General features: G+C 69.3%; 13 protein-coding genes. 10 read left to right on the top strand and 3 right to left on the bottom strand.

Annotated features, from left to right (window positions below; all coding sequences use genetic code 11):
- Positions 1–252: 252 nt before the first annotated feature.
- From PPSIR1_RS04695 to PPSIR1_RS04665, 7 genes are all read left to right on the top strand, one after another.
- Positions 253–2,175 (top strand): radical SAM protein, encoded by a 1,923-nt coding sequence (locus PPSIR1_RS04695; protein WP_198154458.1) that lies wholly within the window; start codon positions 253–255, stop codon positions 2,173–2,175.
- Positions 2,176–2,291: 116 nt separating this feature from the next.
- Entirely contained in the window at positions 2,292–2,804 is a 513-nt protein-coding gene (gene hxsD, locus PPSIR1_RS04690) for a His-Xaa-Ser system protein HxsD (protein ID WP_006969843.1), read from the top strand.
- Positions 2,801–3,046, top strand: coding sequence for an HxsD-like protein (locus tag PPSIR1_RS04685; RefSeq protein WP_006969842.1), 246 nt, complete (start codon positions 2,801–2,803; stop codon positions 3,044–3,046). Before hxsD ends, PPSIR1_RS04685 begins: the two co-directional genes overlap by 4 nt.
- Entirely contained in the window at positions 3,043–4,551 is a 1,509-nt protein-coding gene (gene hxsB, locus PPSIR1_RS04680) for a His-Xaa-Ser system radical SAM maturase HxsB (protein WP_006969841.1), read from the top strand. The genes PPSIR1_RS04685 and hxsB overlap by 4 nt, the downstream gene beginning before the upstream one ends.
- Positions 4,552–4,787: 236 nt before the next feature.
- Positions 4,788–5,099, top strand: a complete 312-nt coding sequence (hxsA4, locus tag PPSIR1_RS04675) for a His-Xaa-Ser repeat protein HxsA4 (protein WP_006969840.1) — start codon at positions 4,788–4,790, stop codon at positions 5,097–5,099.
- Positions 5,100–5,213: 114 nt separating this feature from the next.
- A complete protein-coding gene (locus PPSIR1_RS04670; RefSeq protein WP_006969839.1) occupies positions 5,214–5,804 on the top strand; it encodes a hypothetical protein in 591 nt (196 codons plus the stop codon).
- A gap of 9 nt (positions 5,805–5,813) precedes the next feature.
- Positions 5,814–7,124: an MFS transporter gene (locus PPSIR1_RS04665; RefSeq protein ID WP_006969838.1), complete on the top strand. Its 1,311-nt coding sequence runs from the start codon at positions 5,814–5,816 to the stop codon at positions 7,122–7,124.
- Here the strand turns inward: PPSIR1_RS04665 and PPSIR1_RS04660 are convergent.
- Complete coding sequence (locus PPSIR1_RS04660; protein ID WP_006969837.1) at positions 7,106–8,470, bottom strand: ABC1 kinase family protein; 1,365 nt, start codon at positions 8,468–8,470, stop codon at positions 7,106–7,108. The two genes, PPSIR1_RS04665 and PPSIR1_RS04660, sit on opposite strands and share 19 nt — an antisense overlap.
- A 174-nt stretch (positions 8,471–8,644) precedes the next feature.
- Between PPSIR1_RS04660 and PPSIR1_RS04655 the strand changes: the two genes are divergently transcribed.
- The 3 genes from PPSIR1_RS04655 to PPSIR1_RS04645 all read left to right on the top strand — a co-directional run bounded on the left by PPSIR1_RS04655 (position 8,645) and on the right by PPSIR1_RS04645 (position 10,908).
- Positions 8,645–8,905 (top strand): hypothetical protein, encoded by a 261-nt coding sequence (locus PPSIR1_RS04655; protein ID WP_006969836.1) that lies wholly within the window; start codon positions 8,645–8,647, stop codon positions 8,903–8,905.
- Between the two features lie 54 nt (positions 8,906–8,959).
- Positions 8,960–10,000 carry a hypothetical protein gene (locus tag PPSIR1_RS04650; protein ID WP_157595194.1) on the top strand — a complete coding sequence of 347 codons (1,041 nt, stop codon included), beginning with the start codon at positions 8,960–8,962 and terminating at the stop codon, positions 9,998–10,000.
- A gap of 287 nt (positions 10,001–10,287) precedes the next feature.
- Entirely contained in the window at positions 10,288–10,908 is a 621-nt protein-coding gene (locus PPSIR1_RS04645) for a hypothetical protein (RefSeq protein WP_006969834.1), read from the top strand.
- On the opposite strand, the gene PPSIR1_RS47375 is transcribed toward PPSIR1_RS04645, so the two are convergent.
- Positions 10,905–11,081 (bottom strand): hypothetical protein, encoded by a 177-nt coding sequence (locus PPSIR1_RS47375; protein ID WP_006969833.1) that lies wholly within the window; start codon positions 11,079–11,081, stop codon positions 10,905–10,907. The two genes, PPSIR1_RS04645 and PPSIR1_RS47375, sit on opposite strands and share 4 nt — an antisense overlap.
- A 122-nt stretch (positions 11,082–11,203) precedes the next feature.
- Positions 11,204–12,412 (bottom strand): radical SAM protein, encoded by a 1,209-nt coding sequence (locus PPSIR1_RS41835; RefSeq protein WP_006969832.1) that lies wholly within the window; start codon positions 12,410–12,412, stop codon positions 11,204–11,206.
- Positions 12,413–12,599 lie beyond the last annotated feature (187 nt).

The raw sequence follows: 12,599 nt of genomic DNA, 5'->3' as shown, positions 1-12,599 counted from the left end.
AGAGGCCTCCACTCAGGCACGAATCGGGTCTCTGGTCCACGAATGGGACGGGCGAGGGCGACCCTCGAAGAGTGCGGGGATCACACCGCCCCTGGCCGCGGACGCTGAATGGAGATCGCCCAGCGTCGAGGTGGGGCTGTCCCAACCTGGATGCAAGTCGAGGGCGGGGCGGGGCCCTCGTCACGCCAACCCTGGCGCTTCGAGGGGGGCGACCCCGGGCGCGTCGATGACCAGCTGATAGACTGCGCGGACGTGACGGAGACCCGAGCGAGTGTGCAGTCGCCGGTGCCTCTGCGAGGCTCGACCGGGACCAAGGCGCTGATCAAGGTGGGCTACGCGTGCAACGAGCACTGCTCGTTCTGCCACACCCTCGAGGTCCGCCACATCCAGGGCTCGACGGCCGAGGTCGACCGCAAGATCCGGCGCGCCAAGGAGCTCGGCCACGACATGGTCGTGCTGTCCGGCGGCGAGCCGACGATCCGCCCGGAGCTCGTGCACTGGGCCACGATGGTCGCCGACCTCGACATGGACTTCGGCCTGGTGACCAACGGCCAGATGCTGGCCTACCCCGAGGTGGTCGAGAAGCTGATCGCGAGGCGGCTGCGCTACGTGTACCTGTCGCTGCACGGCGGGACCCGGAAGATCCACAACCTGATGGTCCGCAGCGACGCCTTCGATGCGGCCTTCGAGGCGGTCCAGAACCTCTCGGGCAAGGGCATCGACTTCTCCGTCAACTGCGTCATCACCAAGCACAACCTCAACCACCTCAGGGGCCTGGTCGACGCGCTGCTGCCCTACACCGACCTGACCGTGAAGTTCTCCATGGTCGAGCCCAAGGGCGGCGGGGACAAGCTCTTCAACCACCTGATGCCGCGGGTCGAGGACGTCGCCGCGCGGGTCATGGAGGCCATCGACTACGGCGAGGGGAAGGTCCGCGAGGCCGGCACGCCGGGGCCCCACTTCACCCACGGGGCCATCCCGCTGTGCCTGATGCCGGGCTACGAGGATCGCTTCGACGACCTCAAGACGCACACCTACCGGACGATGATCGAGGTCGGCGAGCCCGACTACTTCCCCGTCGACGACCTCAACAAGCTGCAGGATCCGCGCTGTCGCGGGTGCAGCTTGAGCGGGCCCTGCCCCGGGCTCTACCGCGGGTACCACGAGGTATTCGGAGCCACGGAGCTGCACCCCAAGAAGGACCGGCCGCGCTCGAACTCCTTCAACTACCGCCTCGAGCAGCTCTACCCCGCGCCCGAGACCATCGCCGATCACCAGGCCTGCCCGCTGCGCACCTCCTTGGGGGTGACGCCCTGGGACCGCGGCCGCGAGCTCTTCGTGCGCAACGGCCCGCGCCTGGCCCGATTCCGCGCGGACTCCCGGGACTTCTCGGACGACGAGATCGCCGAGCTCAAGCACACCCTCGGGCAGGTCTACATGGACGTGTCCAAAAAGGACGCGCCCGACGACTTCGCCCGGGATCTCGTGCAGCTCGTGCGCAGCCCGGCGTGCGCCGAATGCCCCGACCGCGAGCAGTGCACCGGGCTGTTCGAGCCGCTGCTGGAGGACGTGTTCAGCCGCGACGACGCCGTGCTGCGCCGGCTCGTGGGTGGGCTGCGCGGGGAGGTCCTGGATCTCGGCTGCGGCGAGGGGCCCTACGCCGACCTGCTCGGCCCCCTCGCCGAGTCGGGCGCGATCGCCTACCTCGGCGTGGACCCCGACGCGGACGCGATCGCCCGCCTGCGCCAGCGCTGGCCGTGGGCCGAGCTGGCCTGCACCGGCGGCGAAGCGCTCGACCTGCCGGCGCAGCGGCGCTTTGACCATGTGCTGATCCTGCGGTCGTGGAATCACTTGCGCGATCCCGCCGCGGTGCTCGGCGCCCTCTTGCCCCGGATCCGCCCCGGCGGGACCCTGACCATCGTCGACAACGTCGCCTTTGGCCTGGGCCGGACGCGCCGCCAGACCCACCAGGCCGAGGGCTCGGACTCGGCCCTCGAGCACTACCGCAACGACACCCTCGCCGACGCCGAGCGGGTGCTCGCCGCCTTTGTCGAGGGCTTCGGCCTCGAGACCGTCGAGGCCCATCGCGTGGGCCCGCAGACGAGCAACCAGTGGCTCGTCCACCTGCGCGTGAGCGCTGATGACGCTGCGACGGACGTTCGCTCTGACCTTTAGGCTCGGGCGCGGGAGGTTCAACGCGCGCGGCGGCGAGACTCGGCCGCGAGAGCGCGTGAACGGGCCCCGCGATCTGATACGCTCCCGGCGACCGAAACCTCTATCGGTAGTCTTCGATGAGCGCTGATCAGCAAACCTCCATCCCCGACCTCCCCGAGGCCCTCGCGTCCGCCAACCTTGGCGAGCGCTCCGTGAGCCTGAACATCGACGCCGAGCTCTACCCGCTCCAGGCCGTCTACGGCGCGGCCTACATCTTCATCGACCGCTGCTACGTGTTCGTCGATCGCCCCGAGGCCGGCAAGTTCCGCGTGACGCTGGCCGCCAAGGAAGGCGTCGAAGAGGTCGAGGCCCTGCGCTCGCTCGTCGGCGAATTCGCCAACGAGCTGATCTCGTGTGCGTGGCGCCACCAGGTCACCCAGGACAACCGCGTCGCCGTCGAGACCGTCACGGTCCAGGCCATCGCCGGCGCCATGGGTGAGCCCTCCCTCGACGATCTGGCCGACTTCGACTTCACCGACGAGGCCCTCGACGATCCCCTGGGCATCGCCCAGTCGTGGGAGGAGAAGCACGGCCGCAAGGAGCCCAAAGCCGAGGCGGACGCCGAGGCGGAGGGGGGAGCGTCCGCGTGAGCGCCGACGCGACCAAGGAGCTGCGCTTTCCTCGCGAGGTCTACGCCGGCACCGCCGTCGACGAGGCGGTCAAGGTGTGGGGCAAGTTCGCGGACTTCGAGCTCAGCGAGACCGAGGACCACTGGGTGGTCAAGGTGACCCCCAAGCACGAGGGCGCCGCCCGCCAGATCATCGGCGAGTTCGGCAACTACGTCCTCGGCCTGACCGTCGATCGCGGCGGCGTCGACGGAGGAGAAGCATGAAGCCCATCAGCCTGGTTCAGATCAAGCCCAAGGCCGGCACCCAGGCCTTCTTCCGCTGGCGACAGATCGGCGACGACGCCATCTTGGTCACCAACCTCGAGGGCAACTGGCTCATCCTCACCGAGGACGAATTCACCGCCTACGCCCGCGGCGAGGTCGCCCCCGACAGCGACCTGCACGGCCGCCTCGACGAGAAGAACTTCCTGCGCGCCAGCTACGACGTGCAGGCGGCCTCGGAGCGGGTCAAGGCCCGGCGCTACTTCGTGCACGGCGGCCCGCTGCTGCACGTGATGGTGGTGACGCTGCGCTGCAACGAGACCTGCGTCTACTGCCACGCCTCGCGGGCCAACATGGACGCGGTGCACACCGACATGACCCCGGAGATCGCCCGCAAGGCCGTCGACGTGGCGCTGTCGAGCACCAACGGCTTCGTGACCATCGAGTTCCAGGGCGGCGAGCCGCTGGTCAACTTCCCCGTGGTCAAGGAGATCATCGAGTACGCGACCGAGCGCAACAAGGAGATCAAAAAGCGCCTCGAGTTCACGATGGTCTCGAACTTCGCCCTGCTCACCGAGGAGAAGCTGCAGTACCTGCTCGACAACAAGGTCCAGCTGTGCACCAGCATCGACGGGCCCGAGGAGGTGCACAACGCCCAGCGCAAGCTGCCGCAGACGCACAACGCCTATCAGGCGGCCGCGCGGTGGATCAAGCGGGTCAACGAGGCCTACATCGAGCGCGGCCTCGACCCCTCGCTCTACCACGTGGAGGCCCTGCTCACGACGACGAAGAAGACCCTCGACTACCACGAGGAGGTCGTCGACACCTACGTCAAGCTGGGCTGCAACACCATCTTCTTGCGCCCCATCGACCCCTTCGGCTTCGCCGAGCGGGCCCGCCTGCGCCTCGAGTATCCGCGCAGCAAGTACCTCGAGTTCTATCGCAAGTCCGTCGACTACATGATCGAGCTCAACAAGCAGGGCGTGCAGATCCTCGAGCGCTACGCGGCCATCTTCCTGACCAAGATCCTGCGCGGCGAGGACCCCAACTTCCTCGACAACCGCAACCCCGCGGGCGCCGGCATCGGGCAGATCGCCTACAGCTACGACGGCAACATCTACAGCTGCGACGAGGGCCGCATGCTCGCCGCGACCGGCGACGAGACCTTCAAGATCGGCACGGTCGACTCGGCCTACCGCCAGGTCGTCGGCCACGAGACGGTCCGGGCCATGGCGATCGCGACCAACCTCGATCAGCAGCCGGACTGTGTGAACTGCGCGTACAACCCATACTGCGGGACCAACGCGGCCTACAACTACAAGGCTCAGGGCTCGATCTTCGGGCGGATGCGCGACAACAACGTGTGCGCGGTCCACAAGGGCATCCAGGACTACCTGTTCGAGAAGCTGGCCGAAAACGACCCCGAGACCATGCAAATCTTCGAGCGGTGGACGACCATCCGCCCACGAGAGCACTTTGTTCAGGACCCGACTCAATCTGAGGATTGAGTCGCGGATGTTGCGCCAGTCGGCTCCAGGTCGGCCTGGCGCGTAGGTCGGGAAGGGTGCGGAAAGGGCACCCCACCGGCCGGTGAGTGGGGATCTCACCGCGCGCCGCCGTCCCGTCCGTACCCTGGATTTTTCTCAGATTTCTCTCGATCACTTCTGATCGGAACACGACAAGACCCGGATGCTCGTGATACCGTTCGAGCGAGGTCCTTCCTCCCTGAAGAGGTAATTTACCGATGGCAAACGATTCGAAGACCCCCGAGCTCGAGCTCCCCGTGTTCGGCAAGAAGGCCAGCCCCCTGCTCAACGCCGAGCAGCGCGAAATCTCTGACAACGCGGTGGCTTTCGCTGACACTTCCCGTTCCGTCGCCATGTTCGAGGCGCCCGGCGACCCCGGCCACGGCTCGCACGGCTCGCACGGTAGCCACGGCTCGCACGGCTCGCACGGCAGCCACGGCTCGCACGGCAGCCACGGCTCGCACGGCAGCCACGGCTCGCACGGCAGCCACGGTTCGCACGGCAGCCACGGCTCGCACGGCTCCTGGTGAGCCAAGACCCGCGCTAGCGGGGACGCCATCGAATCCATTCGGAACAATGGGCGGACGTAGGGACCTACGTCCGCCTTTGGCGTGCCTCGAACACGCACGCTCGTCTTCGCGCCCATGACCTCCTCCTCCCCCGTGATGCCCCAGCCGGACGCGTCCCCCGACGCTGCCATCGCCGCGGTGCTGGTGAGCAGCGCGGGCTACGAGATCGTGGCGACGCCGGGCTGGGCGTGGGTCTACGACCGGCGCACGCGGGGCCCGGCGATCGCCGCGGCGGTGTCTGGCGGGATCACCTTCATCGTCGGGATGAACGCGCTGATCTTCGTGATCCTCGCGCTCACCGGCCAGCCCATCGCGCCCTGGCCCGTGCTCGCCGTCGAGCTCGGCCTCGCGGCCCTCGCCGGAGGGATCTGTCGGGCCGCCCTGAAGCTGCGTCGGGATCGGGCCGAGGCGCCGCGGGAGCAGCTCTCGCCGCTCGTCCAGATCGATCGCGACCACGGCATGGTCCTCGACGGCCGCGGCCAGGCCCTCGCCCCGGCCGCCCAGGTCCAGGCCTATCGAGCCATGCGCATCGACTCGTCCGCGCCCAGCTTGATGATCCGCTTCCCCGACAACCGGCGCATGGAGGTCGCGCGCGGGTCCTTGTTTGGCGGCGGCCTCGAGCCGGCCAAGGGAGCGCTGCGCGAGCTCGGCTTTTCGGTGCAGTAGGCTCGAGGCGTGGCCAGCGAAGACAAGGCGAGCGCGGCCGAGCTCAGCCCCCTGCGTCGCTACGCGGCGATGGTCACCCTGATCGTCGCGGGCGAGGCCGTGTTCTTGCTGCCCTTCATGATCCCCCGGGTGTTCCGCCCGACCCTGCTCGAGGTCCTCGACCTGACGAACCTCGAGTTCGGCCTGGCGCACGCGGTCTACGGGGTCGTGGCGATGGTCGCCTACTTCTTCGGCGGCCCCCTGGGCGACCGCTTCCCGGCCCGCAAGATGATGGCCGCGGCGCTGCTGGGGACGGCGGCGGGCGGCCTGCTGTTTGCGCGCGCCCCCTCGCTGCTGACCCTCGAGCTGATCTACGCGAGCTGGGGGCTGACGACGATCCTGTTGTTCTGGTCGCCGCTGATCAAGGCGACGCGCGAGTGGGGCGGGCAGGCGGACTCGGGGCTGGCCTTTGGCTTGCTCGACGGCGGGCGCGGGCTGGTCGCGGCGGTGCTGGCCTCGGGCGGGGTCGCGCTCTTTGGCGCGCTCGCGGGCGGGGCCGGGGGCGAGGCGCTGGAGACCCTCGACGCCGACACGCGGGCGCGGGCGCTGGGCGCGGTGATCCTGATCGTCGCCGGGTTCACGGCCGCGGTCGCGCTGCCGGTGTGGTGGTTGATCCCCGAGGGTCCTCGGGATGGCTCGGGCGAGGCCGAGCCCGGCCTGAGCTTCGCGGGCGTCCGCGCGGCCGCCCGGAGCCCCGCGGTGTGGCTGCTCGCGCTCATCGTGCTGTGCGCCTACGTCGGCTACAAGAGCATCGACGACGTGGCCCTCTACGCCCGCGACGCCCACGGCTACACCGAGCTCGAGGCCGCGAAGCTGGGCGCGCTGACCTTTTGGGTCCGCCCCGTCGCGGCCCTGGCCGCAGGCGTGCTCGCCGATCGAATGCGCGGCTCGACCATCGTCACGGCCTGCTTTGCGATCATGCTCGTGGGCAACCTGGCCCTGGCCAGCGGCGCGCTCCCGCCGGGCGCGGGGCTCGTGCTGATCCTGACCTTCGCGTGGACCTGCCTGGGGGTGTTCGGCCTGCGCGGGGTCTACTTCGCCCTGTTCGACGAGGCCGCCTTCCCCATGAGCTACACGGGCAGCGCCGTCGGCCTGGTCTCGGTCCTGGGCTACACGCCGGACGTGTTCATGGGCCCGCTCATGGGCGCATTGACCGAGGCCGCGCCCGAGGGCAACCCGGGCCTGGGGCACCAGTGGCTCTACGGGGTCATCGCCGCGTTCGGGCTGCTCGGGCTGCTCGCGTCCTGGGCCTTTGGGCGAGCTCAGGCCTCCACGGCGTAGCGGTTCAGCGTGGCGGCCCACTGCCCGCGGGCTTCGAGGCTGGCGAGCACCGAGTTGAGCCCAAACAAAATGCGCGAGAGCAGCACCAGGCCCTCGCGCTTGGGCTCGCGCCAGCCGATGCGCAGCAGGTTCATGGCGATGGTCTTCTTGGCCTCGAAGGTCAGCGCGCTCAGCCGCGAGGTGTAGTCGCGGGTGTAGCGGTAGGGCTGGGCCTCGACGGCGGGCTCGAAGCAAAACAGCACGTAGTCCTCGATGATCTCGCGCAGGGTCGGGGCGGTGTCCTCGGGGAACTGCATGGCCTCCCGGAGCACGCGCCACAGGGCCTCGCCGCGCTCGCCCGCGAGGATCGAGCGGGCCACGGAGCGCAGCGCGGCCCGGGCCTCGGGGTCGAAGTGCTGCACGCAGCCAAAGTCGAGGAAGACCACGCGCACGCCGGCTGGCAGCTCGGGGTCGAGCGTGAACAGGAAGTTGCCCGGGTGGGGGTCGGCGTTGAACAGGCCCTCGCGCAGGAGCGAGCGCATCACGAAGTCGAACAGCACCTCGCCCGCGGCGTCGCGCTGGGCCGGGCTCGCCTGGGCGAGGAAGGCCTCGAAGGACAGGGCGTCGACGAACTCGGTGACCAGGACCCGCTCGGTGCACAGGGCGTCGACCACCCCCGGGATGTGCACGCGGGCCTCGCCCTGCCAGCGCGCCGCGAACTCGCGCATGTTCTCGGCCTCGCGCTGGTAGTCGCACTCCTCGCCGATGCGCGCGAGGAAGTCGGCGATCATCACCTCGCTCTCGACCCCGGGGATCATCCCGTGGAGGGTCTTGGCGATGCCGCCGGCGTTGGCCAGGTCGGCGCGCAGGGCCTCGGCGATGCCGGGGTACTGGACCTTGACGGCGACGACCCGGCGCGCGCCCTCGGGGTCCTCGAGCTCGGCGCGGTAGACCTGCCCGATCGACGCGGCCGCGATGGGCTCGCGCTCGAAGCGGGCGAAGACCTCGTCCACGGGCCGGCCGAGCTCGGCCTCGAGCACCTCGGCCATGGGCCCCCAGGCCATGGGCTTGGCGCGGACCTGCAAGCGGGCGAGGAGCTCGGCGTAGGCGGCCTGGTGCTCCGGCGGCACGACCCCGTCCATGAACGAGAGGATCTGCCCGACCTTCATGGGCAAGCCCTTCATCTCGGCCATGGTCTCGAACAGCTGCTCGGCGGCGCGCCGGTGCATGGACTCGAGGGCGCGGGCCTTGCCGGAGGTGATCCGAGTGCCGAGGTGGCCGAGGGCGTTGCCGCCCAGACGGGCCGCGAGGCCGCCGAGGCGGGCCAGGCGACGGCCGCGAGAGGTGGGGAGGGTGGAGGAGGCCATGGCGTCGCGGGCGTCTGCCTCAAAAGCTGCCACGAGCCCCGGCCGAGTCGACGGGAATTGAGGCCTGCGCAGCAATTGCGTGGGCTCCCAGATTTCGAACTCGGTGGAGTCGTGGACGTGGGCGGTGAAGAATTCGGAGGAATCTGTTGGGCCTGGGCGGTGTAGGCTTGGACCATGGACGGACCCTTCGGCGTGACGAACCCCAGTGACTTCGAGTCGACCATGGAGACCTTCATGTTCTTCGCCATGTCCATGGGCTTCGTCCAGGCGCTGTTCCAGCTGATCATCGGCCTGACCCTGCTCTACGTCGCGCGCTACCGCGACACCGAGGCCATCCAAAAGCGTCGGGTGCTGATCTACCTGATGGGCGGCTTTTGCATCCTGGGCGCGATCTGGTCTGCGGCCCAGCTGGCCGTCATGGAACCGCCCTTTTGATCGGCGCGGGCGCCGAGGCGTCTCGGGGCCAGGCGATGTGGCAGGATCCTCGGCATGCGCCGCGGGATCCTGCTTTCGTTGATGCCCTGTCTGTGCCTGGCCGTGCTCGCCCCGGGCTGTGACAAGGGGGGCGAGAGCGCGACGCCCGGGGACGGCACGGACGGCGCCGGAGGGCAGGGCGCCGACGCGGACACGGTCACGCCCCTGGCCCTCGAGGTCGACGCGGACGCCTTCGTCTACCTCGCGGCCAAGGACGGGCCCTTCCCCTCGATCGTCGACGGCACCCGGGCGGTGCTCGTGGTCGACTCGGAGCTCGCCGACGAGGCCCTCGCCAGCTACGCCGAGGGCCTGGTCGAGGCCGACTCGCTGACCCTGCTCGAGGGCGCGGGCCCCAGCGAGCTGGGCCTGCCGGCGCTGACCAAGAACACCAAGGTGTGGATGTTTGGCCCCGAGGGCCCGTGCGCGGCCAAGGTGCTCCAGGGCTACGCGCTGGCCTACGAGGAGATCAACCTGACCCTCGAGGCCGGCTACATGCTCGAGGCCTGCGCCGAGCTCCACGCCCCCATGGTCTACATCGGCGCCGAGCCCCCGCAGGCGCGCTGGGTGGGGGCCGAGGCGAGCGTGGACACGGGCCTGGGCGAGCCCGAGGTCGCCGAGGGCTGGGAGCACCCCTGGCGCCCGGCGCTGGCCGAGGCGGGCTTGTTCGACTGGGAGCCGAGCACCGACGAGCCCGACCCGCCGAGCCTGTTCGTGCGCATGCGCGAGGCCGGGCCCGTGGTCGAGATGGGCTACGCGCTGCACTTCCCCGGGGCGGCCTGCGAGGAGTACGAGCAGGTCCACCTCGACGTCGGGCTCAGCCCCGGGCCCGGTCGCTTTCAGACCATCGAGAGCGACCAGACGGAGGTCGAGCTCGTCGGCGCCCTGCTCGTGGGCGACGCCCCGCTGGTCGTCGTGGGAGATTCGCGCTTTCAGCTCCAGCTGGGCGTGTTCGCGGGCGGGAAGCTCGAGTGGTCCGAGCGCCTGACCGGCGACTACCACGACGAGGACACGGCCTACTGGGGCTGGAGCGTGCTCGAGACCTACTGCGGCCCCTGAGCGCTGCTTTGCCCCCGCAGCCGCTTGGGACCGGGGGCGCTTCGTCGCTGTCCGCTCCTCCGCTCTGGTCGTGGGGCAATGGGGTTCGTGCCTTTGATAGGGGATGTGGTCGCCCCTGCGCGAGCGGGGGGCGTGGCGTCGTCCACGACGGCTAAAGTAGACAGAGGGTTGGCCAAACTCGTTTTGGCCGACCCTCTGAGTCGTGGACGTGGGGCAGGGAGGGCGTGGCGTCCCTGAGTCCGACCCACCTTCTCTCGCGCCTGCGCGCAAACTGCTAGCGTCGACCCATGACCAAACGAGAATTCGCCCTCGAGGAGGGCTCGGAGCGCCGCGTTCAGCTCGAGTGGAGAGGCATGTGGAAGGACTTCACCGTCTCTCTCGACGGGCGCGAGCTCGGCCGGATGAACGGCCGGCTGGAGCTGGAGAACGGCGACATCTACCCCCTCGAGGACGGGACCGTGCTCGAGGTCAAGCTGACCACTGGCCTCACCACCGAGCTGATGGTCACCCGTGACGGGGTGCCACTGCCCGGGACCGACGCCGATCCGCGCGAGCAGGTCAACGCGGCCTCAGGGGTCGTGCTGTTCATCGCCGGCCTCAACCTGGTCTTGGGCTTCGTCGCCGAGCTCGGCCAGGTCGGCCTGCTGCTCGAAATCGGGGCCGGCTGGACGTCCGTCGTGCTGGGTGTGGTGTTCCTGGGCCTGGGCCTGTGGGCGCGCAAGGGTTCGAAGCTGGCGCTGATCCTGGCGATCGTCCTGTTCACTCTCGACGGCGCCCTCGGTCTCTACTTCACCATGGAGGCCGGCGGGACGCCGAGCACGGGCGGCGTCGTCATGCGCGTGTTCTTGCTGATCGCCATGGGCAAGGGCGTGATGGCGATGGACGAGGCCAAGGCCAAGCGAGCCTAGGCCATCGCAATGCAAGCCACGATGTCTGCGCGCGTCCAGGGCTTTTGCAGCACGGCCAGGACGCCGAGCTCTGCCGTGTACCCGCTCGCTCGAAACAGCTCGGCGGCGAGGTCCGCGATCACTGGCTCGTCATCGACGATGAGGACCAGCGGGAGGGAGAGGGTGGTGCGCACGGCTGCGAGAAGCTAGCCCACGGCCCGTGGGCCGTCACCACTTCTCGGGTGGGGGCACGCGCGCGGCAGTGGGCCCGTCCAGACCTGGAAGAGGGGAAACGGGTGCCGCGTCCAGGAGCCCGCTAGCGGGCCTCTTCGCCCTCGAGCACGCGCGCGACGATGTCGGTCTTCTCGAGGCTGACCCCGGACTTGGCCGCCTTCTTGGACTCCGCCTTGCGCTTGGCCTCGAACAGGCGCTTGCTCTTGTCGGTGACCAGGCCGACGGACGGCCCGCTCTCGGTCTGCATCAGCTCCGGGGGCATCTCGGCGTTGCGGTGCTCCTCCTTGCTCGGCGCGGGCGGGCCGTCGAAGCGGGCCTTCCACTGCTCGAGGGTGATCGAGGCGAAGCTGGGGTCGTTGGGGTCCTCGATGATCTTGCGGACCAGGGCGTCGCGGTCGACGAACACGGGGTGGAGCTCGGCGGGGTCGTAGGCGCCGCCGCGGTCGAACACGCCGCCGCAGATCGAGCGCAGCGAGCACTGCTCGCAGACCTCGGCGTACATGTGCCCCCAGTTGGTCTGGCGCACGGTCTGCTTGTCGTCGAGGAAGTGGACGATGCGCTCCTCGCCCTTGACGATCTTGCGGGTCTCGGTGCTCGCCCAGCCAAAGTCGGTCATGTAGCACAGCGGGACCTTCTCGACGCGGAAGGTCCGGCCCGTGCGCTCGAGCATGCGCAGCGCCCGTTGCAAGGACAGCTCGAAGTCGGCCAGGCGCGGCGTGAACTGGTCCTGGTTGACCTCGGCCCGGCCCATGCTGGGGTCGAGGTTGTTCCACACGAAGTGGCGGATGTAGGGGTGGTGCTCGAGGAAGTAGCGGATGTTGAGGTCGAGGTGATCGGCGTTGAGCTTGTTGATGACGCAGTTGATGTTGACGTCGATGCCGAACTCGTTGGCGTTGTCGAGGGCCTGGAGCGCGACGGGCAGGGTGCCCGGGGTCCCGCGCAGCTCGTCCTCGACCTCCTCGATGAGCGAGTAGATCGAGACGTGGACCAGCTTGAGCCCGGCCTCGGCCATCTCCTTGGCGAAGGCCTTCTTCGCCAGGCGCGTGCCGTTGGTGATCATCCGGACGTGCAGGCCCTGGTCCGTGGCGTAGCGGCAGATCTCGGGGAGCTCGGGGTGCAGGCTCGGCTCGCCGCCGGTCAGGATCACCCCGAAGTAGCCGCGCTCGACGAAGTCGTCGACGAGCACCTTCATGGACTCGAAGGTGTGGGTGTAGGGCGTCGTGGGGTTGGAGCAGAACCCGCAAAAGTGGTTGCAGTGCCTGACGACCTGGATGTAGCCGATGTTCGCCACTGCGCGGAAGCATAGCCCGGCTGTCCCTCGCCTAGACACCCCGCAGTCACCCCGCGTCGCGGGGGACGCTGCGGGCGCGAGCAAAGCCTTCGTTTTGGACCTGGGCCGATCTCCTTGGTATGCAGCTACGGATGCCCGGGTACGCGCGCTGGTGTCCTCCAAGGGCCGGGGCAGTCCGGACCCGTCG

Source organism: Plesiocystis pacifica SIR-1 (assembly GCF_000170895.1).
GTDB classification, from domain to species: Bacteria; Myxococcota_A; Polyangia; order Nannocystales; family Nannocystaceae; genus Plesiocystis; species Plesiocystis pacifica.
Note: the sequence above shows the minus strand (reverse complement) of the source record. Positions and strands in the feature narration are given on the sequence as shown.

Excerpts from the sequence above, each read along its gene's own strand:
- hxsD (WP_006969843.1), top strand. The coding sequence starts at position 2,292 with ATGAGCGCTGATCAGCAAACCTCCATCCCCGACCTCCCCGAGGCCCTC.
- hxsB (WP_006969841.1), top strand. The coding sequence starts at position 3,043 with ATGAAGCCCATCAGCCTGGTTCAGATCAAGCCCAAGGCCGGCACCCAG.
- hxsA4 (WP_006969840.1), top strand. The coding sequence starts at position 4,788 with ATGGCAAACGATTCGAAGACCCCCGAGCTCGAGCTCCCCGTGTTCGGC.
- PPSIR1_RS04670 (WP_006969839.1), top strand. The coding sequence starts at position 5,214 with ATGACCTCCTCCTCCCCCGTGATGCCCCAGCCGGACGCGTCCCCCGAC.
- PPSIR1_RS04660 (WP_006969837.1), bottom strand. The coding sequence starts at position 8,470 with ATGGCCTCCTCCACCCTCCCCACCTCTCGCGGCCGTCGCCTGGCCCGC.
- PPSIR1_RS04655 (WP_006969836.1), top strand. The coding sequence starts at position 8,645 with ATGGACGGACCCTTCGGCGTGACGAACCCCAGTGACTTCGAGTCGACC.
- PPSIR1_RS04650 (WP_157595194.1), top strand. The coding sequence starts at position 8,960 with ATGCGCCGCGGGATCCTGCTTTCGTTGATGCCCTGTCTGTGCCTGGCC.
- PPSIR1_RS04645 (WP_006969834.1), top strand. The coding sequence starts at position 10,288 with ATGACCAAACGAGAATTCGCCCTCGAGGAGGGCTCGGAGCGCCGCGTT.